Source organism: Hallella sp. (assembly GCF_037460745.1).
Classification (GTDB): domain Bacteria; phylum Bacteroidota; class Bacteroidia; order Bacteroidales; family Bacteroidaceae; genus Prevotella; species Prevotella faecis.
In genome coordinates, this window is the sequence record NZ_JAXVAE010000177.1 from 1 (window position 1) to 24,890 (window position 24,890).

12 protein-coding genes are annotated in these 24,890 nt (G+C 55.7%); all 12 read right to left on the minus strand.

Features of this window, described 5'->3' with window-relative positions:
- Window positions 1–684: 684 nt before the first annotated feature.
- On the minus strand, window positions 685–2,565 hold the full coding sequence (locus WKK33_RS11565) for a CotH kinase family protein (RefSeq protein WP_337934007.1): 1,881 nt from the start codon (window positions 2,563–2,565) through the stop codon (window positions 685–687).
- Window positions 2,566–2,571: 6 nt separating this feature from the next.
- Window positions 2,572–3,006: a T9SS type A sorting domain-containing protein gene (locus tag WKK33_RS11570; protein WP_337934008.1), complete on the minus strand. Its 435-nt coding sequence runs from the start codon at window positions 3,004–3,006 to the stop codon at window positions 2,572–2,574.
- A 20-nt stretch (window positions 3,007–3,026) separates the two neighbouring features.
- Window positions 3,027–6,968 carry a two-component regulator propeller domain-containing protein gene (locus WKK33_RS11575; RefSeq protein WP_337934009.1) on the minus strand — a complete coding sequence of 1,314 codons (3,942 nt, stop codon included), beginning with the start codon at window positions 6,966–6,968 and terminating at the stop codon, window positions 3,027–3,029.
- A gap of 122 nt (window positions 6,969–7,090) precedes the next feature.
- On the minus strand, window positions 7,091–8,356 hold the full coding sequence (locus tag WKK33_RS11580) for a DUF6055 domain-containing protein (protein WP_337934011.1): 1,266 nt from the start codon (window positions 8,354–8,356) through the stop codon (window positions 7,091–7,093).
- A 144-nt stretch (window positions 8,357–8,500) separates the two neighbouring features.
- Window positions 8,501–10,228: a DUF6055 domain-containing protein gene (locus WKK33_RS11585; protein WP_337934013.1), complete on the minus strand. Its 1,728-nt coding sequence runs from the start codon at window positions 10,226–10,228 to the stop codon at window positions 8,501–8,503.
- Between the two features lie 20 nt (window positions 10,229–10,248).
- Entirely contained in the window at window positions 10,249–10,659 is a 411-nt protein-coding gene (locus tag WKK33_RS11590) for a hypothetical protein (RefSeq protein WP_337569001.1), read from the minus strand.
- Window positions 10,660–10,804: 145 nt separating this feature from the next.
- A complete protein-coding gene (locus WKK33_RS11595; RefSeq protein ID WP_337934015.1) occupies window positions 10,805–12,607 on the minus strand; it encodes a RagB/SusD family nutrient uptake outer membrane protein in 1,803 nt (600 codons plus the stop codon).
- A gap of 71 nt (window positions 12,608–12,678) precedes the next feature.
- Complete coding sequence (locus tag WKK33_RS11600) at window positions 12,679–15,921, minus strand: SusC/RagA family TonB-linked outer membrane protein (RefSeq protein WP_337934017.1); 3,243 nt, start codon at window positions 15,919–15,921, stop codon at window positions 12,679–12,681.
- A 43-nt stretch (window positions 15,922–15,964) separates the two neighbouring features.
- Entirely contained in the window at window positions 15,965–17,644 is a 1,680-nt protein-coding gene (locus WKK33_RS11605; protein ID WP_337934018.1) for a hypothetical protein, read from the minus strand.
- Between the two features lie 45 nt (window positions 17,645–17,689).
- Window positions 17,690–19,741, minus strand: coding sequence for a fasciclin domain-containing protein (locus WKK33_RS11610; RefSeq protein ID WP_337934019.1), 2,052 nt, complete (start codon window positions 19,739–19,741; stop codon window positions 17,690–17,692).
- Between the two features lie 12 nt (window positions 19,742–19,753).
- On the minus strand, window positions 19,754–21,499 hold the full coding sequence (locus tag WKK33_RS11615; RefSeq protein ID WP_215758867.1) for a RagB/SusD family nutrient uptake outer membrane protein: 1,746 nt from the start codon (window positions 21,497–21,499) through the stop codon (window positions 19,754–19,756).
- Between the two features lie 66 nt (window positions 21,500–21,565).
- Window positions 21,566–24,889 carry a SusC/RagA family TonB-linked outer membrane protein gene (locus tag WKK33_RS11620; RefSeq protein ID WP_337934020.1) on the minus strand — a complete coding sequence of 1,108 codons (3,324 nt, stop codon included), beginning with the start codon at window positions 24,887–24,889 and terminating at the stop codon, window positions 21,566–21,568.
- Window position 24,890 lies beyond the last annotated feature (1 nt).

Sequence of the window (24,890 nt, forward strand, 5' to 3'; positions counted from 1 at the left end):
TGAGAAGTGTCAGCCCTAATTTGTCTTGTTTGAAAAGTTTTACCGGACAGCAATAGTCAAAAATCACAAGTATGCCATGCCGCCACCCCCTCAGACGCCGACGCTTTCCGCAAGAGGATGGCCTTCAACGACATAGGGAAAAGGGTTCGCAAATCGGCAAGCACAGAAAGAAGTCAACATTCCTCCCCCATAACTACATTGTTTTTTGGAAACAGCCATGCCTTCGGACGCAAATACGCGATTCTCCGCATATTTGCACAACCATCTGACATCCAACATATTACAGATTTGCACCATCATCCCCCACGTCAGATTTCACATTGCGCCTTGCAAAACATGCCTAATCGCACTGCGAAACATGCCCGACCGCGCCTCGATACCTTACGTTTCGCAAGACGATACATGGTCTTTCGCAACACGAATGGGCATCTTTCGCAAAACCAACGCTCAAAAACACGTCTTCCGCTCTGCCAAAATGCCCGTTTCGCGCTCTATTTCACCTCGAAACGCGAACCATCTTTTTAACCAAAAATCATAACACAAGCCCGTTCTCCTACCCCCTTCTTCGTTGACGGGGTTAACTCCAAGCACCCATTGCCCTTAGAAGCAACCACACCCCATCCCTTCCCTTTCGACAAATGGCGAACAATAGGGAGACGGGGAATTAGGCCTACAAGGAAGGACTTACCAACCCGCGCCAAGGATGGTAAACGTCACAACGACGTTCACCTTTTTCACCTTGCCACCATCCTGGTAGCGCATTTGCATGGTCACGGTGTGGGCAGCATCGTAGCAGTTGTCTTGATAGAGCCCACAGTTCCAACGGAAGAGATCGTTGAACACCTCGATATATACATGGCCATTGGCGAAGGTGCTGGGATTGCCGTTAGCGTCGAACCATGCGCCGTAGGTGCCGTTCGTGCCGTTGTGCCCCTCCTCGCCATCGGTGGTGAGGGGCACAATGGTGAGTTTCGACGCGTCAAACTGCGCCTCGCCAACACCAATGAGCTTCAAAAACTGTGCTTTGTCGACCACTACCTTATTGGTCTGACTGAACCCGTCGCGCCACGCCATGGCCGTGGTTACCCGCAGCGTTCCCATGAGGTCGTTCACGCCAGGCACCACAGGGTTAGGGTCGGGATAGGCGTTGACGATGCCATTGAGATACGCCACACGCTTGGTGAGCCACTGGTGCAGGGCCGCCACCTCGCTATCAAACGTCTTGCCCTTGATGGGCCAACGCGTCATATCGCGCTGCATGGCACCCCGCTTGAGTTCCTTCACATAGCGTTCACATTCGCTCCACGGCTTGGCCACAATGCTGTCGGCCAGTCGGTTCCACTCCGCCTTGTAGTCGGTAACAAACGCCTGGCAACCAAAGAGATCGGTGAAGAAGGCCGGTATGTTGCGGTCGTAGCCATTGCGCCGCAAGGGGTCGGAGCCCATCACCAACTCACGGTAGTCGGCATAATAGTTGTGGCCTGTGGTCATGGTAGCCCAGTCGAAGTCGTAGCCCGCGTCGAAGTCCCAGAGCGGGCCCATGGTCCACTTGCCTCCCGCGTCCTTGAAGAGGAACACGCTGCGCGGCGCCACCAGTTCCACGTTCTCCACCAACTCCTGCAACTGTAGGAAATGGATCATCGACGGCACATCGAGCAGGCTGTAGATGCGCGCCGAGTCCTTGCTCTGTATGGCTTGTTCAAGAATGGCGAGCTGCCGCTTCACCGAATCGAGCCTATTGGCGGTGAGCGCCTCGTCCTTGGGATATTTCACGCAGACGGGCATGGCATAGACCGACGACCAGAAATTGTCGGTGGCGGCAGGACTCAGTTCGGGGCCATCGTCGCGGTCGAGCGAGAGCAACATGCCCTGAGCATCGCTCACGTTGACCCGGTTCTTGCCCTGCTGCACCTGTTCGGTGAGCTGGTACACGCCCCGATAATCGCCATTGACAAAGAGCTCCACATAGCGCGTGTGGTTGGTAAAGGGCATGCCCATCCATGCGGCCGCCTCGAAGACAAACGTATTCATCAGGTCGGTGATGTCACGGTAGTTGGCCAGCAACACCCAACTCTTGGCCTTGCCGAGTCCCAGCAGCTTATGCTTGGCATCGAGCTTGATGCGGTAAGGCTTCTTGTCGTACCAGCTCCACGACGAGTTGCCACGCCCGCGGATGGAGGCTGGCGCCGAATAGTTGGAGAACGATCCGCATGCGTTGAGACTGATGTGGCAGGGCACATACGCCTCACGCGAAACGATGTCCTTGCCGTCGTTGGTGGTGACATAGAGTTGGAACACGCGGTAATGGTTCTTCGTTTCCTCAAGCGGTTCGTCCTCGAAGGTCACCGAGTCGACCTTGGCGGCATGAAAAGGAACGGGCACACCGTCGGGACGGAGAGCCCGCAGCAAACTGCGGTCGGCCGAAAAATCAAAATGGTCGATGTCGGTGGTGACGTAGGGAAAATCCCAATAGGTGTTATAATCGCGCATCCGCACATGGATGCGCTCCTGTGCCTGGGCCGTCAAGGTCGTAAGCGCCAAGATAAGCCAAACAATTCTTCTCATAGCGCGTTACTTCTTTACAAACTTAAAACTGCTTTTTCCGGCCTTCACAACATAAGCGCCCTTGGACAGGCGCGACACGTCGATCACCTGTCGGCCATCGGCTTGGCTTACAGGCACCTCAACAAGCCTACCACCCAGGTCGCTAACCACCACCGTGGCGAGGGTGTTGAGCACGATGGCGCTTCCGGCCCGCTCAGCCACGATGGGCAGGCGAACGCCTGTGGGGTCGGCGTCAACCAATCGGAACTCGGCGATGTCGCCAAACTGATAGTGGCGACCCTCAACCCACACCTGCGAATTGACGAAAATCATCACCGGGCGTTCGGTGGCGGTGATGGGGAAATAGGCTGCCACACCGCCCTTGGTGGTGATGAGCAGGCCGCGCGCACTGGCCGCAAGTACGGTCAGGGCGAGACAAAGGACCAATGCTAATTTTTTCATAAGGATGGGGTTGATGGGGTTTACTTAAACTCGCCGGGCTTCTGGCCAAACTGCTTGGTGAAGCACTTCGAGAAATAACTGGGTGACGAGAAGCCCACCATGTAGCTCACCTCATTGACGCGATACTTGCCCTCGCGCAGCAGTTGGGCGGCGTGTTTCAGGCGAATAACCTGTATCAGTTCGTTGGGCGTCACGTCGGTGATGGCCTTCACCTTGGCAAACAAGCCCGAACGACTCATGTTGAGTTGGTCGGCCAGGAAGTTGACGTTCAGTTCCTTGCTGTCGATATGATCCTCTATGAGTTTCGTCATCTGCTGCAACAGTTCGCTGTCGACCGGCGACGCCTCCATCTCGCTCACCGTGGCCTCAGGCGTTGTGGAGAACATCTGGAAGAGGCGGTGGCGCATATCGAGCGTGTTGCGGATGCAAGCCATGAGGTATTCCATGGAGAAGGGCTTCTCTATGTAGGCGTCGGCACCACAATTCATGCTCTCGGTCTTCGACGCGTCGTCGGTCTTGGCCGTGAGCATCACAAACGGTATATGACTGTAACGGCGGTCCTTGCGTATCTCTCTGCAGAACGTGGGGCCGTCCATGACGGGCATCATCCAGTCGGAGATGATCATGGCGATGGGGTTGGCGCGCAATTTCTCGAGCGCCTCCTCACCATTCTGCGCACTCACCACGGTGTAGTCGGCGCGGAAATGATCGGTAAGGAAGTGCAACATGTCGATGTTGTCGTCCACGATGAGCAGGTAAGGATGCTCCGTCGGGGCGGCGCTGGCCACAGCAGCCACAGCCTGTGGGGCTGACTCAGCGGCAGGAGCCTCGGCATCGGGTGTTGGAGCCGGCGTGGGGTCCTCGGCAGCGACGGCCAGTTGTTGTTTCACAGGCAGCACCACGGTGAACGTGGCGCCACGCCCCAGCTGCGACTCGACGCTAACCTTTCCGCCGTGCATCTTCACAATCGACTCCACAATGGATAGTCCGATGCCCGTGCCGGGCTTATTGTCTTGCGCCTGATAGAACGCGCCAAAGATCTTCTTTTGGTCAGACGGACTGATGCCCACACCATCGTCGGCAACCGTGATGGTGAACGTCTGGCCGTCGGCGGCTGGCTTACAACTGAGCGCCACCAGCGAGCGGGTGTACTTCGTGGCGTTGGTCATGAGGTTGCTGATAACCTTGGTCACGGCCTCGGCGTCGACGATGGCGGTAAACTGCTCAGGCGGATAGTCGACCGTGAAGCGGGCGCCTTTCTGCTCGAGCGTGGGAGCGAAGCGTTCGGCCACGGCATGCACCAGGTCGTAGATGTTGCGGTCGGCAAAGCGCATCTCCAAGCCTGCCTGTTGCACCTTGTTAAAATCGAGCAACTGATTGACGAGTTCCAACAAGCGGTGGGCGTTGCGGTCGATCATCTTCAAGCTGTCGCCCTGCGAGGCCAGTACGGTATCGTTGGAATGGTTGGCCACATGGCGCATGAGCGTCTCCAACGGACCGATGATGAGCGACACCGGGGTGCGTATCTCGTGGGCTATCATGGTAAAGAAGCGCAGGCGCGCCTCCTTTACCTCAAGGTCCTTACGCTCATTGAGGCGACGCATCTCATAGCGGTGGGCACGCTCGGCAGCGCGCAAGCGCATCTGCAAATAGAACCACACGGCGGCTGCTATGAGCAACAGGTAGAACACACGGGCGGGCCAGCTCCACCAAAACGGCGGATGCACCACCACGGTGAGGCGTGCCTCCTCGCCCGACCACACGCCATCGTTATTGGTGGCTCTCACCCGGAAGGTGTAGGTGCCCGCAGGCAGACCCGTATAAGTGGCTATCGGCGTAACGGTGTAGTTCCATCTCTTGTCGAAGCCGTCGAGCATATAGGCATAGCGGTTCTTCTCGGGCGAGCAATAGCTGAGCGAGGCAAAATGGATGGCAAACATGTCGTCGCCCGCATAGATGTCGATCTCGCTGGCGGCGGTCAGCGCCTGCGGCAAGCGGTTGGTGCCGGCGGGGACAGGTTGGCCAAGGATGTCGAGGCGGGTAATGACCACCGGCGCCTGACGGGTGTTGACCTTGACCTGATAAGGATAGAAACAGGTGAAGCCATGGAGCGAGCCAAAATAGATGCAGCCATCGGATCCCTTGAGCGCCGACGCCGAGCAGAACTGCTCGCCGGCTATGCCGTCGTAACGGTTGAAGGTCTGCAGGCCATCGGTGGCCGAATACTTCAGGATGCCTTGGTCGGACGAGAGCCATAGCACACCGCCATCTTCCACTATGGCGCTGATGTTGCGCGTGGGAGACTCAAGCTCTAAGGGCTCAAAATCGTCGGTGGCGGGGCGCCATACATAGACGCCATACGGGGTGGCCACAAGCACACGACCGTCGTGGATAACACAGAGGTCGCTCACCTGACGCACAGGAAGCGTCATGCGGCCCTTGGCGCTGGGAAGGTAGCGACGCCACCGCCCCTGACGGTCGTAACGGCTCAGGCCATCTTCCTGAGTGGCAAACCAAACGTTGCCCTTCTGATCCTCCATAATGTCGGACGTGAGCGATCGGGTGGTTTGCATGCGGCGAAAACTACCCTTGGCCAAATCGGCCTGGAACACGCCATCGATGGCACCCACCCACAGCCTGCCACGACTGTCGCGATAGAGCGAATAGACGCTGGCGGGAGCACCCACAACTGTCGACACCGCTCCCGTGAGGGTGTTCATGCGCAAGATGCCCTGTCCGTAGGTGCCTATCAGGAGATCGTCGCCCTCAAGCAGGAAGGAATGGGCATTGACCTTCGCCAGTCGGCCTCGGGCGGCGAAATCGACCATCTGACCCGTGGAGGGATCGTAACAATCGACACCGCCATCGTCGGAGGCCACCCAAATGCGATGCTGGTGGTCTTCGCAAAAGCGCGACACAATGTTGCCCCGCAACAAAGGCGACGTCTCTGAAACCAGCGAACGGAACCTGAAGCCCATGGGCGACACGTAGAACACGCCACCATAGAACGTGGAGAACCACAGGCCGCCCTCGCGGTCGTTAACCATGCTATAAACAAACTTGGGCAACAAGGCTGGAACGGAGGCCAGCAACGGGGTGACGGCGGGCATGGGGAAAGGGGTGACCGACTGGTCGTCTGGATGGAAGACAAACAGTCCCGCATCGGAACCTATCAACACGGTGCCGTCGGATTGTTGCAGAAGCGAATGAATGTGGTACAGACTGTTGTCGGCAGGATTGACCACACCCTTCGGGGTGACGAGGCCCCGCAACCATGTGCCATAAAGATAGGAGCCATCGTCGAGGCGCAACATCGACATAACTTTGCCCTGGTTCACCTCATCTGGCAGTGCGAAAGGAGTAAGGCGGCTCGTGGAACGATCGAGCAGCAACACGGAGTGCAGACCACGGGCGGTCAGGGCATACACCTGGTTACGGCTGTCGACATAGACGCCTTGCAAATAGCCTCCCGCCTGGGGGGCGGCAATATGGGCGAGCTCCTTGGTGCGGGGCGAATAGCAGAAGAGGCCCTGGCCATGGGTGGCGATCCACACATTGCTGTCGCGGTCGGCCACGATGCCGCTCACACGGGCCGTCAGCCGCACACCATCGTGCGCCTTCTGGTCGATGGCCGCAAACTGCTCAGTGGAGAAACGGAAGAACAGGGCGCCTTGCGCAGTGCCTACCACCAAACCATCCGACAAGGGTTGGATGGCTCCCACAAACTGGTCGACGACACCCGGACGGACGAAGGGCTGTACCAGCGTGCCGTCGTAACGGCAGAGGGCACCATCGGTGCCCATCCAAACAAAACCTCGCGGGTCTTGGGCCAAGGCACGAACGGTATAGGAACACAAGCCATCGGCCATGGTGATGTTGCGCGCCGCCATGGGACGCATGGGCTGCGCCACAATCGACAGGGGCAGGAGAAGCCAAAGGGCAATCAGAATCTTCTGTTTCATTGTTGCAAAGGTAATAAAAGTGGCGCGATGGGACAGGACTCATGCGCTAAAAAGACCAACGGCAAGCGCAATCACCGGAAGTGTCCAGCCAATGCGCTTGCCCAGAAGGGATAAGGAGGGGATTACTCGGGGCGTACACCCTTGTTGAACGTCACGGTATAGGGATATTGCCGGTTGGGGCGCTTCTCGTCCCACGAGAGGCGCTGATGCTTCGCGGGAGCGCCCATCACCACGAGGTAGACGGCCTTGAGCGGCTCGGCAGGCATCTTCAGCGAAGCGCCACCATGGGCCACGGGCTTGCCATAAACGGCCTTGCCTGCGGCGGTAACAGCCACCAGGCCATAGCGCAGACCGCCTTGGCGACGGGCCTGGTCGCTGGCGGCGACGGTGGCCACCACCTTCTTGCCCGACTGGCAACCCGTGAGGCGGATGGCGTTGAAGCCGTAATCCTCGGGCGTAAACTCCTTCTTGGGACTCCAACCACTGCCAGCGGCCTCCATGGGGGTGGCAAACTGGCAGGCGTAACGGCGCGTCTCCTTGTAGGCATGGCGATAGTCGAGGTTGACGAGACGTTGGTAGCAGTCGATCATCTCATCGTTAAACCGCTGTTGGCTGATGCCATAATGGCGCTGGTAGGTCATCACGGGATCCTCGCCCTGGCGGCCATCGCGATAGAGGTCGGCAATGGAGGTCAGGCCATGCTTCTCGCCCCAATAGGCAATGACATAGGGCGAGTGGTAGATGTTGGAGCCGTCGAGGTAAGCCTTGTGGGTGAGTTTCTTAAAGGCTTCGAAGTGGTAGTTCTCGTCGGTGAGCCAATCGGGATTGACAAGCCAGAGCATCCACTGCGACGTCATCTCGAAGAAGCCGCTGCCTCCCCAACAGGGCGAAAGGCTATCGGCCTGGATCTGCAACTGGAACGAATGGCCAAGCTCATGGGCCAAGCAGTTGAACTTGCGGTCTTGTATGCGGTTGGGGGTTACCCAAAGGGCGCCAATGAAATTGTCGTAGGTGCCACCGTAGGCCGTGCCCTCAAGCGAGTAGTTGATCATGACCATCATCTTGTAACGGTCGGCCTTACTACCGGGCAAGCTGAAGCGGAGCGTGTCGCGGAAGAAATGATAGAAATACTGCACACGGTCCTTGAGGCTCTCAAGGTCGAAGCTCATGGGATGGCCTTCGAGCTGTGGCGGGTTGGCGGGATTGTCGCCAAAGCCTTTCTCCCAGAAGAACACGAGGTCGCGTGTCTGCGTAGAGTGCATCCACGAATAACGGCTGCTATCGCAGGTAAAATCAATGGAGCGTAGTTCCTCAGGAATGAAAATGCGCTTCTGCGCTGAGACGGAAAGACTCACGGCGCAAAGGAAGGATAGAAAGAGGGTTCGCATGGGTTTGAGGTATTATGAGTGGGGGGATGGCTTATGGGGGGATGGGGCCTGTAGGGCTACATAGGCACTGCGGAGCCATTGCGGTGTGCGAGTCCACAAGGCCTATCTTGCCCAAGGCCAGAAAGGCCCATCACCCCACCCCGCTTATTTCAACTTGGCGCCAGTGATCTTGAGTTGGTAGGGCAGTTGGTCGTCGAGCGACTCCTTGTCGTCCCACGGGCATTGGCGATACTCGGTGGGTGAGCCTTGCACCACAGCCCAGAGGCGTGTGGCGCCTTCGGGAACCTTGAAGGTGGCCTTGCCGCTCAGCGAAGAGGCAGCGGCGCCGTCGGTGTTGCTTACGAGCGTCATCGGACTATACACGCGCTTGCCGCCACAAAGGGCCACGAAGCCAAAGGCCCAGCCTTCATGACCGCTCACTGCGGTGACATTGTAGTTGCGTACCTTGGCCACGGGCTGGCCATCGCCGTTGACCTGATTGCCCGCGTCGGCCTTGGGCAACTGGCTACCGGCATCCACGCCACGGAGATCGAGCGTTACCTCAGTGCCTGCGGCGGGAACCAGCAAGGGAATGATGTTGAAGCCTGTGGGCTGCGGACACTGCTCATAGCCAATCTGTTTCCAACCATCGAGCGTGTCGTAGAGCGCTACGGTGAAGGCATCGTAGGCCGGCTGAATGCCGTTCCACGTGCGGTTGGTGGCATACATACGCGTATCGTTGAAGTCGAGGGTCACGGTCTTCTGCGCATACTCGAAGAGTTGGGCGCGAAGCGTGTCGTAGTTGTTGTCGAGGAAAAGGCGCATGTAGGCCTGGTTGGCATCCTCGGGATAAGCGCTCTCGTTCCAGATGCGGCCAAGGGCCTTCAGGCCATAGCGCTCGGTCCAGTAATATTGCTCCCAATAAGAGGCGTAGCGCTGCCACTCGTGCTCAAAATGGCGGTGATGGTTGTTCACCCAGTTCACGAAATTGTAATCGCTAACGGTCTCAGAGGGATAGTCCTGATGGGCCTGCCATTGGGCACACTGCTCCCAGAAGCCACAACCTCCGTTGGAACCCGGATAACCGTAGCGGAAACCACTGCGCATGTCGTTGGACTTGCCATTGATGATATTGTCGCAGTAGGTCTGATACTGGAAAGTGTGACCTATCTCGTGGGCGATGGTGGAGCCAACGGGATGGCACGTAGCCGGCGTAATCCACAAGGTGCCAATCACATTGTCGTTGCCGGCTCCTGTGGCCACCCAGTTGTCGATGGTAACGCCATCGTGGGTGCCGGGATAAAGCAGGTAGATCGACATCTTGTATTGATGGAGACGACTCTTGTGGCTCTCGGGCTTATCCACAACCACCATGCCGAGGCGGTTGATGTTGGTTGCGTAGAATTTCTCGGCCTTCTTCAGCAGGTCGTCGATGTCGACACGGCAGTCGCTGGGAACGGTTGAGGCATTGGGATGGTCGCCAAACATACGATCCCAGAACACCACGAAGTGCTCGCTCTCCTTGCTGCGCTTGAAGGTCCAGCGATTGGTCTCCACGGTGTAGTCGTTGTTATAGCTCTGGTCGGAGGTGGTGGGCTTCCAAAGGATGAGACCCGGATCGCCAAAGACAAGCATGCCGTTGGACGTGCCATCGCTGTTGACAAGATTGTTCACGCGATAATCGTTATAGCCTGCAGAGTACTGGTTGGAGTAACGACGTATGATGGGCATGGCGGAACGCGCGAAGAACTCCAAGGAATCGAGCCCAACGGTGGAGAAAAGGTAGCGGTTGGCCTGAAAGCGGTTGGCATACTGCACATAGAGCGAGTCTTGCGCAGGAAGCGACTGCAGCGCGGTGAGGAGAACAACTAAACTGAGTAATATCTTTTTCATCTGTAATTCTGCTTATGGGTTCATTTCACGATATACTTCTTTCCCTTGACAATATAGATGCCCTGAGGCAGGCCTTCAAGGGAGATGGCGTTGGGACGCACCATGCGACCATCGATCGAATAAACGGGGAAGGGCTTGTTCTCCTCCTCTGAAAGGATGTCGCGCACGCCACTCACCACCTCCATGTGGAAGGTGAAGCCTTTGAGCGATTTGAGCAGGAAGCTGCGCTTCGGCGTGACGAAATACTTGCGCTTGAAATCGACCACAGGACCGCGCAACCCTGAGGTGTGGGTATAAAGTTGGATATCGTCGGCATGGCGTGCGCTCGACACGAAAACCAGCGACATGAACATCTCCTTGCTGCTGGCTTGAGAAGCCTGTGGCATCAGGGTGAACGCAGCAAGAAGGAGAGGCAATAATCTTTTCTTCATAGAACGGAAATGATAATACGAATAGGATTGAAAAGAAACGAAAGAGGCATGCCAAAGGCTACGAAGTGTGGCTATTGGCACGCCTCCTATGGTAAGGCTCGTCGGCGTTTACCGACAAGCGGGGTTCACATGGGATTCGTCGGGATTAGGGCAACGGCAAGTACCAGTTGGCGGTTTGGTAGAGATCCTTGCCAATGAGGCTGCGCATCTCGCCCACCTTGTCGGCACCACGACGGCCATAGATCTTATCGGCGAGGTAAGCCGGATTGCCACGACGCAAAGCCACACGCATGAGATCGTAGTAACGCTGGCCCTCGAAGGCAAACTCCAAGGCGTCCTCGTCCATGATGAGATCCTCGACATGCTCGATCTGATACTTCAAACGGGCGTCGCCTGTGAGTGTAGAATCGTCGGGCATGACGTAACGCTCGTTGTACTCAGACCAACCGCAGCCACGTGAGTGGATACCCATGGTGTTCTCTGACGTCAAAGCAGGATAGGCTCCTGAGCGACGCACATACATGTTAGAGGGGAATGAGAACTGGGCAATCCATGCTGAGTCGTTCTTATAATAAGGAATGACATTGGCCTGGATGCCCTCGTCGTTCAGACCATTCTTCAGGATCTCGAAGGCGAAACGGGGGAAGCCGGCGCGGTTGAGGGCCTCGGCCAAGTGCATGTAGACCATTGAACGGCGGTAAACCTGCACGTTCTGGTCGCTGTGCTTGCTGTTGATGACATAGTCGATGGTCTTGTTGTGCACCAGGTTGTCCATCTTACGCGTTGCGAAGGCTGAAGAGAGGCGCAAGTCGCCCGAACGGTAATTGTCGAGGCCAGAGGGGGCGTAAATGACGTTGCGCGTTGACGTGTAGTGACAATAAGTCTGGGCGGCCGAGAGGTTGATAAGGCTCTGCGACGGCACGATCGACGCACTGTAATTGTTGTCGGAACGCGAGTTGAAAAGGTTGCGCAACTGGCTGTAGTTGCCCTCTGAGGGGATGGAGTCGCCAGGGATGAGCGTCACCAGCTCGCTGTTGGCCGTATAGTTGGAACCCTCGCGGAAGAACGAAGCGAAACCATCGCTCATCATGTCCCAGTGGGTGCTGGTACGGCTCCATTCCACACCTGAGGTGCCGGTGGGATAACCTGTATTCACACCATTGCGGGTAGAGAGGTATTTGTAATAGCATACGGCAGCGTCGCGGTAATTGCCCAGCCAGAGGTTCATGTCGCCCTCAAGAATGTAGATGGGGAAATAGAAGAAGCGCGATGCCACGCCACGAATGCTTCCGTAGCCGGGCTTCTCGATGGTCTCAAGGCCCTGAAGGTCTTTGAGGAAATACTCGCAGATTTGCGGCATGTCGTACTTAGGATAGTCCTTGTCGGCATCGACCTTCGAGAGGATGGGATCGGTCACAAAAGGCACCTTGCCATAAACTTGGGCCAACTGCATGTAGGTCCATGCGCGGAAAGCCTTCACGGCGGCATACTCCTTGAGGAAGATATACTCGTTGCGGTTGTTCTTCAGTGCTGTGTCGGCCTTGGCAATGAAATAGTTGCAGTTGTTGATAACGGCATAGTAGTCGGCCGGAGAGTTGTAGGCGTTGGTGGTGTCGTTCACGTTGAACAGAGCCACATCGCGCAGGTCGGCCGAGGTGTTGGCATTGATGTCGGAGAGGTCGCCGCGCATCTCACCCAAGAGGATGGTGCGGTCGGAAATGGCCTGCAACTTGTTGACAATACCCACCACGCTGTAGAGGGTGTCCTCTGCGCTGTTGAGGTGGTCCTTGTCGGCAATGATCACACGGTCGGAGTCCTGATTGATAAAATCGGAGCAGGATGTGAAAAACGGGAAGGAGAAGAGGCCAAGGGGCAGAAGGGCTGCCAAACGAAGGCTTCGTTTGCCACAAGCCTTGATCTTATCCTTTATGCTGAACATTGTTTTCATGGTTATGTGTTATTTGGGAAGCCTCGCCACCCACGCGGGGTGGCGGGCATGGAATGATAATGGTTGTCGGATTAGAGATTAACCTTCACACCAGCGACAAAGCTGCGGCACTGGGGCAGTTGGCCCAGGTCGATGCCCTGACCGAGCACATTGCCCGTCATGGTGAACTCAGGATCGGAACCGAGATACTTGGTTACGGTGAACAGGTTGTTGGCCTGGATCCAGAACTGCAAGCCCTGCAGGAAGGTTGAATGCAAGGGGAGCGTGTAGCTCAGCGTGACGGTCTTCAGGCGGAGGTAGCTGCCATCCTCAATCCAACGGTCAGAGAAGCGGCTGTTGCCCATGGGATCCTGGAAGGTGGCCTTCGGCATCGTGGTAACCTGACCCTCGGTCTGCCAACGGGTGGTCATGGCCGTGGTCTGGTTGAGGAAGCGGTTGCCGCCCTCAAGCTGCGAGCGCATGTAGTTGTAAACGTCATTGCCCAACGAGTAGTTGAAGTTGACGTCAAGACGGAAGCGCTTGTAGTTGAGCGATGTGAAGATGTTACCATAGAGATCGGGGTTGGGGTCGCCAATCACCATGCGGTCGGCCTCAGTGATCTGATGGTCGCCGTCGCGGTCTACGAAGTGCATGTCGCCCGCACCGAAGTAGTTGCGATCCACACCATTCTCGCCCAAGATGTAAAGACCTGCCTCGGCTGCCTCCTCACTTGTGGTGAAGACGCCAGCGGTCTTGTAACCATAGAAGAGGTTAGCGGCCTGTCCCACCTCTGAGTGGATGGTAGCGCCATAGAGGTTGGTGTCGAACGATGTGCGACCGCCAGCCAATGAAGTGATCTTGTTCTTGTAATGGCCCACGCTTGCGCCCAACTCCCACTGGAAGTCCTTGGTGGCGAGCACCTTGCCAATGAGGGTAAGGTCGAAGCCCTGGTTGCGCAGCGAACCACCGTTGCTCCAGTTCTCACCCAAACCTGAAATATAGTTGAGGTTCTGATAGGTCAGCAGATGATCGGTGTTGGCCAGGAAGTAGTTGAAGCGCATGTTCAGGCGGTCGCCAAGGAAATTGGCCTCAAGACCCACATTGAAACGCTTGGTGGTCTCCCACTGCAGATGGGTGTTACCAATATTGTCGAAGCTGAGCGAGCTGACGCTCTGCATGAACTTACGAGCGCGGAAGTAAGAACGGGCGGCATAGTAGTCGATGTCGTCGTTACCGCTTACATCGTAGCCAGCGGAGAGCTTCAGGTAGTTGACACCCGGCACCTTGGCAAACCAAGGCTCGTTGCTCACAACCCAGCCGCCTTGCACGCCCCAGAAGAAGCCCCAGGGTGCGCCACAGATCTTCAGGGAATTGTCGGCGTCGACACCAAAGCGCGAAGAAGCCTCGGCGGTGAGGTTGGCCTGCAGGTAGTAGCGCTGCAGGTAGTTGTACTCAGCCTGCGCGTACCAGGCCCAACTGTTCCAGTTGTCGTTGGTGCCCGAGGTGGAGGCGTTCATCAGGTCGGCGCGCATCTGCGGGGTCTTATCGTTACCGGTGTTGTAGCCAAGCTGCTGGTTGAGCGTGTAGTTCTCCCAGTTGATGCGGGCACCACCGAACACATGCAGGTCGTGGCCGGCGTAACGGTTGCTCCAATCCACACGTGTGTCGCTGAACACCGAGTTCTGCTTGCTCACGAGCGAGCGCACCTCGTTCTCACGCACACCTCCCACAGCGGCCACGTAATAGCTGGGCACACCGTTGAGGGGAATGTAATACATCTCGTTGGTATTGACGAGGTTATAGCTGAAATGCTCTGACACGAAGAGATGCTTGTTGAACTGGTACTTCGGCGTGACACTGAGGTTGACCATTGAGTTCTCAAAGCGGTTCTTGTTCTCTGCCTCACCGTACTCGAGGATGGCGATGGGGTTGGCGAGCTTCCAGTTATAGTTGTCGACATGGGCAAGAGCCTCCTGGAGGTAATCCTCATCGGTGATGTCGAGGAACGAATTGCTCATCTTACCGCCAGCATAAGCATAAGGAGAGAGCATGGGGCTCTTCACGTAGGCCAAGAAGGCGGGCGACGTGGGTGTTCCGTCAGTGTAGTTGGCGGGCGCACCATCGTTGCGCAGGTCGCGTGTTTGGTTGGCAAAGCTGGCATCGAAGCGTACGCCAAAAGCCTTTGAGAGTTGGATGTCGGTGTTGAAGCGGATGTTCAAACGGCTGGAACCGTTGTCCTTCAACGGACTCTGATTATTGACATAACCCAGCGAGAGGTTGTAGTTGGCCACATCGTCACCACCCTCCACATTGATGTTATAGTTCTGCGTGAGGGCTGTGCGGTAAACGTGGTCCTTCCAATCGGTATTGTTGTGATACTTGGGATAGTAATAATACGAAGGATCCTCGTTGAGGAACTTGAAGTCGGTGATGGTGGTTCCTGAGGTACCCAGCAGGTCGGCGGCATAGCTCTTATACTGGCTGGCGTTCATCATGTCGATGAACTTGGGCTCGAGTGTCACACCTGTCGAGAGGCTTGCCGTGATGCGGGTGGCCATCGACTTGTTGCGGCGTGTCTGAATGAGGATGACGCCATTGGCACCCTTGGCACCATAAAGGGCCGTTCCGTTCTTCAGCACGGTAACCTTCTCGATATCGGCCGGTGAGATGTTGGCCAAGATATCGTTGTGGAAACCATCGTGGAGCAAGGTACGGTTGTACTGCTGATCGAAGATGACTCCATCAACCACGATGAGCGGCTGAGCGTTGATGTTGAGCGAGTTGAGTCCGCTGAGGAACATCACATTACCCACACCCGCCGTACCATTGCGCTGTACGGAGTGGACGTCGGCTCCAAGGCGCTTCTGAATCTCGTCCTCAATGGTCACGCCGTTGGCGTAGCTGAAATCCTCAGTGCTCTTCGTGCCAAGCAGATTGCTGCCACTGGCATATTCGCTATGGAAGGTGTTGGGGTAAATGTTCACCGTGCGCTGATCGGCGGCCTTCGTGAGACCCAAGCGGGCGGGGTTCATATCAGGGGCCGTAACCTTCAGGGCGGTGGCGAAGAGGGGCACCTCTATTTCGTAGGTACCATCGCTGTGGGTAAGGGCACTATAACCATCGACCTCAGCCACGCTGACGATGGCACCCGACATGGGCTTGCCTGAGGCGCCATTGAGCACTTTACCGCTCACCTTGCGTGTGGCATATTTCTTGACTGGCTTAGCCGTTCGCTCCGACTTGACCGCATTGCCCGACTCAACATCGTCTTGTGCGACGGCAGGAAGGGCACCAGCCATCATGAGCGCCAGGCCATATATCATATATTTTTTCATACGTGTATTCGTTTATAAGCGTTGTTAGTGTGAACGTCGCTGCTTAATCCTCATGCGGCTTGAAAATGATACAGTCGATGTGGAAGTCGGTAGAGTACTTAGCTGTCTGGCTCTGCGACACCTGGCTCATGATACGCAACTTGACGTTGGGCTGCGTCAGACCATAAGAGCAAGCGGGGAACTTGAAGTTGCTGGCCACCTGCACCGTGTCGACCTTCATCGGATCGTTGGTCTTGAGCTCGAGACGACGGTTGAGCTGACGGTTGTCCTTGTTGGTGTAATAGAGCATGCAACGGAAACGGTTGGGCAGCAGGTCCTTCTCAGGAATGTACGGATTGTAGGCGTGCTGGGGAGCGAACACGACGTAAATGTCGTAGCCCACGTTAGAGAGCAAGTCGGGAATGCTGTACTGAATCGACGCCACGGGGAAATGGTTAGGGTTGGTCGATGTGTTCTCAGCAATGACATCCACGAAAGTGTTGCTCGAGATCTTGTCGTAGAACGGGTTGTCGGACGACACCTGATGGATGGGCAACGGCTGCGAAGCGTCGATGAGAGTGTCCTGACGGCTGATGTTCTCGGCCTCGACCTTCACCGTGCGGAAGAAGGTCTTGGTCTTAGGCACATTAAACTGTGAGGCAATGCGCACATGACCGTTACTGCACTCCATATCGCTGGTGCCATCGAAGATACCGCCTGCGTCGAACGGACGATAGAAGATGTTGTACGGCTCAAGATCCATTGCCTTACGAACCTGATACTCAAAGGCCTGGGTAGACACAGCCGAGTCGGCAAACGCTGCATCGGGGTTGATGGTGCGACTGAACACGGTTCCTGAGAGGATGGCCAAACGGGTGTTGGCCTCCTGCATGGAGTCGCGTTTGTTCACGGTGTTGGCGTAGTCGAAATAGTCGTGATATTCGTTCACCATGCGGGTCCACTGGTCGTTCGTGGGAACGAGCATCCAATAGGTAGAGTCCTCTGAGTTGATCTGACCCAATGTAGAGAACAGCGAGTTGCGGAGCACAACAACTGAGTCGAGATATTCTGTCTGACCGTCGGCGTTGATGCCACCCGGCACACTGGCGGCCTCGCTAAACTCATAACGCGAATAGCTGTTGATGAACTGGTAAGCACTGTCGATGCTGTTGTCGATTCCCAGATACTCGAAGATATTGGGGAAGTAATCGATCTTCTTGCCGATAGTGAAGAGCACGCCATTGGTGTGAAGGGCGTTCGAGGTGATGAACGTCTCCTTACCGATGGCCGTCGGTGAGACGGGCTCCATCTTTCCGTTGAGCATGGTCAGCGTGTCGTTAGTTAGCGTCGACACAGGCTGCGTGAAGAGCGAGATATGGTTTTGCACAAACTGGCGAATCACCGTGTTGTCGTTGTCACGCACACCCTTGTTCTTCTGCTCCTGGTAAGCACTTACAAGGCTGTCGGCCTGATCGGCCGTGAGGCCATCATTGGTAAGCGCGAAGACGGTATAGGTCTGGCTGCCAGAGAGGTTGCGGTCGTAGTCGCAGCCCTTCAGCACACGAGCGAAGTTGCTCAGCTCGCTCTGTGAAGAGATGGCTTGCCAAAGGGTGGTCTTGCTTCCCTCATCGCCCGTCGAAGGATCATAGTGGTCGTCCCAATCGGAGCAGGATGCAAGGGGCAGGGCAAGGGCAGCGAGCCCCAGCCAAGCCTTTCCCATAATATGATTAATCGTAGTTTTCATTGTTTTTGTTTTTGATTGTGGTTACTGTTGGCTGTTGCTCGCCTATTAAAGCATGTCCTCAATCTCACCTTCGTCGGTGACACCATAGACACTCTTCGGAACCAGCTCGAGGTAGTCGATCATGAATTCGTTGTTGTTACCCATCTTGGTCGACACGCTGCGGAAACGCAGGAAGTGGTCCTTGTTGGGATCGATGTGTACGGTGCAGAGCACTATGCGGAAGGTCTGCGTCTGTGTGGCAAACACTGTACGGTCTGAATAGCCCGTGGGGTGGCCCTCACCATTGATGCGGTATCCGCCGGCTGCGCCACGATAGTAGCCCTTGTTCTTCAGGGCCTTCTGGTCGCGGGCAAGTTGCTCCTGTGTCATACCGGCATAGTTGCTTACCCAGTCGCTACCCAGGATCGACGGGTCGTTGAGCGCAACGGTCATATCGAGAGGAATGCCCTGCGGAACGCCATCGAAGTAAATCTGTGCGATGCCTCGGGTCGGCTCCTGCGCATAGCCCATACGGATCTGCCAATCGCCCTCGTAGGGCACGGGCGGAATCTTGAAGGTAATGTCGTAGTTACCAAACATGTTGAACTCATCGCCCTCATACGAATCGTAGTAGTTACGCGGACGGCGGTAGATGAAATCGCCATTCACCTTCACGTTCTTCAGATATCCGTCGGGGAAATAATAGTTGCGGCCATACTTGGCGGTCTCATCGTATGCTGGGTCGTTGTGCGACGGGTCGCCATTCTGACGAATGTTCATGGTCATCATCTCCGGGAAGATAGTCGACAGGTCCATGCGGATACGCACACCATCAACGATGTCGCGCGTCTGCTCAGAGAAGGCCAACAGGTCGTCGACATAGAAGTAACGGCCATTGAGGGCTGTGTTCTCCACACCGTTCTCCACAGTCTGGCTGACCTTGGCACCCGTAATCTGGTAGTCGTCGTCGTAGCGACGGTTCACGTAGCGCTGTCCGAGCTCGCTATTACCGGCATAGCGCACAACGGTGAGACGCTCAAACTTCAGCATGGTGTGAGGCAGCATGGTCTCATACCAGTCGACGGGATTCATCTGTGTGGTGCTGATACCGATGTCGTTACGCGGTGTGAGCAGGTTCCAACCGATGACGTCGCGGTCGAGGATATGGTAAGCAATGAGCCTGTTGAGCGGGTTCTTGCGGTTGGTCAGTGAGTCAAAGCAGTGGTAAGGTTTATCGACATCCTCAGGATATGTGGCGTCGTAAATCTCACAAGCCTTTTGGTAGAGCTGTTCCATGGTAGTGATGCCATACTTCAGGCGCAGGATCGAATCGGTGGGAACGAAAGCCGTGAAGCCCGATTTCTTCTCATCGGGAGCAGTGGCTGTCTCCTGGTTGACGTGCGATGTGTACTTGACTCGCGGATACAGTGTATGGTCGTACGACTCGTCGATGTAAGCGTAAAGCGAATCCTCAAGGTGCGTGTCCTGCAGGGCCTTATAGAAGAGGCTGATGCGGGGGTTGTCCTTCAGCACGTTGGGCAGCATGCGTGAGCTGGAAGTCAGCACACCATCGATGGGTTGCATGATACCATTCTCCACCGAGTCGTCTTGCAGGGTGAAGATGATGTTGGCAGCACGGTTGAGACGCACCACGCCATTGCTATCGTTATCGAAGTCGTGTGTGATCTCAATGAAACGCTTGTTCATGTTGGCGGTGGTCAGCGTACCGTCGTTCATCTCAGAGGTGGCGAACATATTCTCCACCAGGTGCGTGCGTGCGATGGTATCGCAATCGGCGTCTGAGAGATCGCTCACCGAGTTCATGCCGCGGCTCTTGAGGTAAGCCTGAATGGCGTCGTTGGTCGGTGCGAAGCATGTGTAATGACCGTAGGCTGAGAGCAGATCCATCAAACCGGCGCGGTCGACGATAGCGGCATAGTCGCTAAACTGCTCGTGGGTCTTGAGGTACGTGCTCATCATTTCACCCTTGAACGTGTAATAGTTCGAGGTGTCGGGCTCGTCGGAACAAGCCGTGAAGAGGAAGGCGACAATGAAGAGCGGCAGCACGGCCAACGTCTTTGCGCCATACCTTATTATATTATATGTCTTGGCTTTCATAATGGATATGATTTATTTGGTGGTTTCGTAACTTGAGTTCTCACCGTTGCCGAAGGCGGGATTCTGCTGGAGGTTCTTGTTGACCTGCAACTCGTTCTTGTTATACGGCCAGAAGATGGCGTCGATACGCTTCAGCTTGTTCTGTGAGGCCGATCCGGCGCTACCCGTCGACTTCTTCGAAGCCTGTGAGGTGAGGTAGCTGGTGTTGCCATCACGAAGTGAGCGACGCACGAGGTCGTACCAACGCTTGCCCTCGAAGAGGAGCTCGCGATGACGCTCGTCCATGACGAGGTCGGCCATAAGGCTCTTGCTGGCATACGAAGCGTAGTTGATGTCGGTCTTCGTGGTTGAGCAATTTGAACGCTTGTTAATAACGTTCACGATGTTGTAAGCCTCATGGAGCAACGAGTCGTTGACGGTCTTGCCAGCGGCGGTGGTGTCATCGTTGTTCACCAGTTGCACGAGGGCCTCAGCCTTCATGAGCATAACATCGGTCAGACGATAGAGAATCCAATTGGCGTGGCAGTAGTTGGGTGCCCAGTGTGAGCCATAGCTTACTGTTCCCTTCGACGTAGCGCTTGTGGGAGGAGTAACCATGACCATACCTGTTCCCTGGGTGTACTTGCCAATACCATAAGAGGTAGCTCCAAGTGCCTCAAGGCTCGTGTAGTAACGTGTGTCGTACTTGGTGAGGAACACCGTGGGATTGTCCTTGGTGAAGTCGTCGCCAAGATAGTCGGAAGGCTTGACAAGACCGGGGAAGGTCTCGCTGTTGCCGTAGTTGCTGCTCACGGCACCATTGGCCAACTGGCTATTGTCGTTCATGTAGATAAGTTCGAAGATGCTCTCACGGCTGTTACCGTCGCCGAAGATCGAGTTGAATGCCATTCCGTAAGTAGAGCCCAGACGATCGGAGATGAGCGGATAGCCATCTTGCATCTGTTCGTCCTCGCTCACCGAGCCACCCTTCTTGTCGAGCTCGTTCTGGTAGTCTTGTGTCATGGCGTTGATCACCTTGTCGGCGTAGGCCACAGCGTTCTGATAGTCCTTCTTCCAAAGATACATCTCGCTCAGCATGGCATAAATGGCGTTCTGTGTGATGCGTCCGCGCTGAGAGTAGCGGTTGGTCTGCGGATACTTGCGCACCGCATTGCCCTTCACACTCTCCAAATCGACGATGAGCGAATCGAGCACATCGTTGAACGGTGTAGCAGGAAGATCCATCTTCTGCGTGTCGTCGAGGTACGGCTGCTTCGTGAATGGCACGTTGCGGAACGTACGGATGAGGTAGAAGTAGCAGAGATCGCGCAGGGCCGACATCTCAGCCACTGTGGCGCGCAACTCGCTCTGCGTGTAGTTGGGGTCTTTCTTAGCCACGGTCGGTGCGTAATAGATAACCGTGTTACAGTCGTTGATAACCTTGTAGATGCAGGTCCAATCGGTGAATCCGTTAGAGGCGTTGATGTTCTCCTTCAGGATGTTAGAGAGGTCCTGGTTGTTGTCGATGTTGGTACCGCCCTGGATGTTGTCGGAACGGAACTCACCCCAACACATCAGACGCGAGATGCAAGCCTGCGACTGCAGGGCGCTGTAGCATCCGTTGACGACGTTGTCTACGTCGTTCTTCTCGTTCCAAAACTTCTCCAGGGTGATATCGTTGAGCGGATCCACCTCAAGGAAGTCGGAACAGGATGTCATGGCGAGGGCAAGAATGGCTACCCAAGCCTTGCTCCATATATGATGAAATGTTTTATTCATAAGATTGTTCGTTAGGATCATTAACCTTTGTTTGATCGTAAATCTTTGTTTTGTCGCCTGCACTGATTAGAAGTCGACGGTGATACCGAGCGTGTACGAACGCGAGCGCGGTGTCTGTCCGCTGTCGGTGGCTGCGCCATAACTTCCATAGCCAATCTCCGGGTCTACACCCGTGTACTTGGTCAGGATGAAGAGATTGTTGGCGCTGACGTAGAAGCGCAAGCCCTTGAGTCCGAGCGTCTGGAGCATCTTCTTCTTGAAACCGTAGGACAACTGCAGGTAGTTGAGACGGAGGAATGATCCCGACTCCACAAAGCGGTCGCTGATAAGCGTATTATAGTTAGAGGTGGCACCATACATGGCGCGTGGGATGGTGGTAACGTCGCCTTCCTTACGCCAACGGTAGTTCACGGCCTCGCTCTGGTTGTTGTTGTTGGTCATGGCCTCAGCGTCGAGACGTGCGAGGTTCAGGATCTTGTTGCCCACACGATAGGTGAACTGCGTGTTGAGCTTCCAACCATTGTAATTGAAGGTGAAACCAAATCCACCGGTCAACTTCGGCAGTGATGAACCGAGGTAAACGATATCGAGCGCATTGATGTTACCATCGTTGTTCACATCCTCATACATGGCGTCGCCACCCTTGAACTTATAGGGATTGCCCGAAGCCAGGTTCGAATAGTTGTAAACCATCTGGATGGGGTCGCCAGCGTCGTCGAGAATCACCTTACCCTCGGCGTTGCGTGCCACAGGTGCGGTGTGACCGGCGGCGTCGAATGCCTGGCGCTCCTCAGCCGACATATTCTTATAGGTCTCATACTGATACTCGTATACGCCCTTGTAACGGAAGCCGTAGATAGCGCCGAAGGGGTTACCGATCTGCACGCGCTGCAGCACCTCACGGTTGGCGTAGTTGAACTCGCTGTTGAGCGACTTCAGCACCGACTCGTCCATGGTAAGGATCTCGTTGCGGTTGTTACCGAATGAGGCGTTGATGTCCATATAGAACTTGCCGGCCTCGATGAGGCGATTGGTGTCGATGTTAAACTCCCAACCCGTGTTGCGCATTGAGCCAACGTTACCTGTGGCCAATGTGGCGTAACCTGAGTTAGAGGGGATGCGGATGTTCGACATCAACATATCCTTTGTGGTCGACTGATACCAGTCGAGCATGAGGTTCAGCTTGTCGTTAAAGAAGTGGACGTCCATACCCACGTCGTAGGTAGAAACGGTCTCCCAGCGCAGGTCGGTCAGACGGATGTTGAGCGGAGTCATGGCGCTGTTACCAATGTAGCCGCTTGTGGTGCCATAGCGACTCTTATAGAGGTAGTCGCTGCCGGGCTGGTTACCCACACGTCCCCAGCTGGGACGGATGCTGAGCATAGAGAGCCACTTGCGTGCGTTTTCCATCCAAGGCTCGTCGATGATGTTCCAACGGAGTGAAACAGCGGGGAAATAGCCCCATCGACGATCGGGACCAAACTTGGTGGTACCGTCCATACGGAGAGAGAAGTCGGCCATGTAACGGCCCTTGTAAGCATAGTGGGTAGAGAACGTGTAGTACATCGAGCGCCACTGGCTGTAGCCTGAGGTAAGACCGCGCGTCACACCACCACCTGCGTCGGGCGAGGTGATGCCACCCGAGGGCAACATGTTAGAATCGGTTCCCTGGTTGTTAGAGCTACCAGAGGTAAGCTCAAAGCGGCCCATCATCATCAACGAGTGATCCTTGTTGGTGAAATGGGGAATGAGGGTCAACGTGTGCTTGGTGTTGAAGGCCACACTCTTTCTTGAACCTGTGTATGCGGGATTCACACCGCTGTTCCAAGCCACGGTGGTCAGTTCCTGGGGATAGAACTTATCCACATACTCGTTGAAGATGTTCATGTAGACGCGGCCCTGATAATCGAGGCGCCAGCTCTCATCGTCGAGACCGAGGAGCTTGTAGTCCATTTGGAACTCAGGCGTGATGTCGTAGGTGCGCTGGTCGTTCTTGGCCAGGTTGGCCGAGGCCACAGGGTTGACTAGGCGCTTCTGGTCGTCGTTGAACACCGACGAGGCGCTCTGCAGCATCTCATAATAGGTGCTTGTGTTGCGTCCATAGGCATCCTGCTCGTAGATGCTCATGTTAGGCATCTTGCGGTTGGCGATAGAGAGGAGGTCGTCGTAGTTGCGCTTGTTCTTGGTGTAGGTCAGCGAGAAGTTGGTGGCAATCTTGATGCGATCGCTCACATAGTAGTCGAGGGCCACACGTGTAGAGAAGCGGTTGAGCTTCTGCTGGATGACCGAACCGGTCTCATTGTCGAAACCGCCAGAGATACGGAACGTAGCCTTCTCACCACCACCGGTGATGGAGAGGAAGTGGTTCTGACGCAGACCGATCTGCGTGACGGCGTCGCGCCAGTCGGTGTTGTTGTTATACTGCTCATACTCCGAGAACGTGGGGTCGTAGTTGAGCTCACGGATGTTGGCCGTACCATCGTTCTGCTGCGGGTTGAAGTATGCCTCCTTGAGCAACATGGTGTAGTCGTCACCGTTGAGGAGCTTGTAACCCTTTGGCTGATAGGTTCCTGTGAGGCGGAGCGAATAGCTCACGCGGGGCTTACCCTTGCTACCACGCTTGGTGACGAGCTGAATAACACCGTTGGCACCCTGCGAACCATAGATGGCTGTTGCGGCGGCGTCTTTCAGTACGGTGATCGACTCGATATCCTCGGGGTTGATGTTGAGGAGCTGTGCAAACTGCTCGTCGTTGGCCGAGTTGACATCGAAGTTGCTCATGTCAACGTTCCACGTGTTTCCGTTGACCACAATGAGAGGGTTGGATGAGGTGAGCGACGACACGGTCGACGCACCACGCAGGCGCATGGTGGTTCCGGCGCCGAGGTTACCGCTTACCGACACGATGTCGAGACCGGCGATACGTCCCTGCAGGGCCTCGTCGATGGTGTTCATGCCAAGTCCCTCAAACTCCTTGGTCGAGATGGTCTGTGTAGAATAAGAGATTTCTCGCTCCGGGATGGCGAGTCCACCACCCGAGAGGCGCTTCTTTGCCACGACGGTCACCTCCTTCAAGGTGTTCTGGTTCTTCAGCGTTACGTTGATCTCGTCGCTGGTGAAAGGCAGCGTCTGTGCCAATGTTCCCACGAAGCTGATGCGCAACTTGTTCTTGGTGGGGTTGCTCACCTTCATGGAGTAGTTTCCGTTGACATCGGTCGTCGTCGACTCGATGATACGCCCTGTGGCGTCGATTTCGCAGACGGCGGCACCCATGACCGGTCCAAACTCATCAAGGACGGAACCGTGTACCGATGTGATCTGCTGGGCTGATGCCTGCATAGAAACAATGCAGAGCAGTGTCAGCATGATATATTTTAAGTAGTGTTTCATG

Excerpts from the sequence above, each read along its gene's own strand:
- WKK33_RS11595 (WP_337934015.1), bottom strand. The coding sequence starts at position 12,607 with ATGAAAACAATGTTCAGCATAAAGGATAAGATCAAGGCTTGTGGCAAA.
- WKK33_RS11585 (WP_337934013.1), bottom strand. The coding sequence starts at position 10,228 with ATGAAAAAGATATTACTCAGTTTAGTTGTTCTCCTCACCGCGCTGCAG.
- WKK33_RS11600 (WP_337934017.1), bottom strand. The coding sequence starts at position 15,921 with ATGAAAAAATATATGATATATGGCCTGGCGCTCATGATGGCTGGTGCC.
- WKK33_RS11615 (WP_215758867.1), bottom strand. The coding sequence starts at position 21,499 with ATGAATAAAACATTTCATCATATATGGAGCAAGGCTTGGGTAGCCATT.
- WKK33_RS11610 (WP_337934019.1), bottom strand. The coding sequence starts at position 19,741 with ATGAAAGCCAAGACATATAATATAATAAGGTATGGCGCAAAGACGTTG.
- WKK33_RS11590 (WP_337569001.1), bottom strand. The coding sequence starts at position 10,659 with ATGAAGAAAAGATTATTGCCTCTCCTTCTTGCTGCGTTCACCCTGATG.
- WKK33_RS11575 (WP_337934009.1), bottom strand. The coding sequence starts at position 6,968 with ATGAAACAGAAGATTCTGATTGCCCTTTGGCTTCTCCTGCCCCTGTCG.
- WKK33_RS11605 (WP_337934018.1), bottom strand. The coding sequence starts at position 17,644 with ATGAAAACTACGATTAATCATATTATGGGAAAGGCTTGGCTGGGGCTC.
- WKK33_RS11565 (WP_337934007.1), bottom strand. The coding sequence starts at position 2,565 with ATGAGAAGAATTGTTTGGCTTATCTTGGCGCTTACGACCTTGACGGCC.
- WKK33_RS11620 (WP_337934020.1), bottom strand. The coding sequence starts at position 24,889 with ATGAAACACTACTTAAAATATATCATGCTGACACTGCTCTGCATTGTT.
- WKK33_RS11570 (WP_337934008.1), bottom strand. The coding sequence starts at position 3,006 with ATGAAAAAATTAGCATTGGTCCTTTGTCTCGCCCTGACCGTACTTGCG.
- WKK33_RS11580 (WP_337934011.1), bottom strand. The coding sequence starts at position 8,356 with ATGCGAACCCTCTTTCTATCCTTCCTTTGCGCCGTGAGTCTTTCCGTC.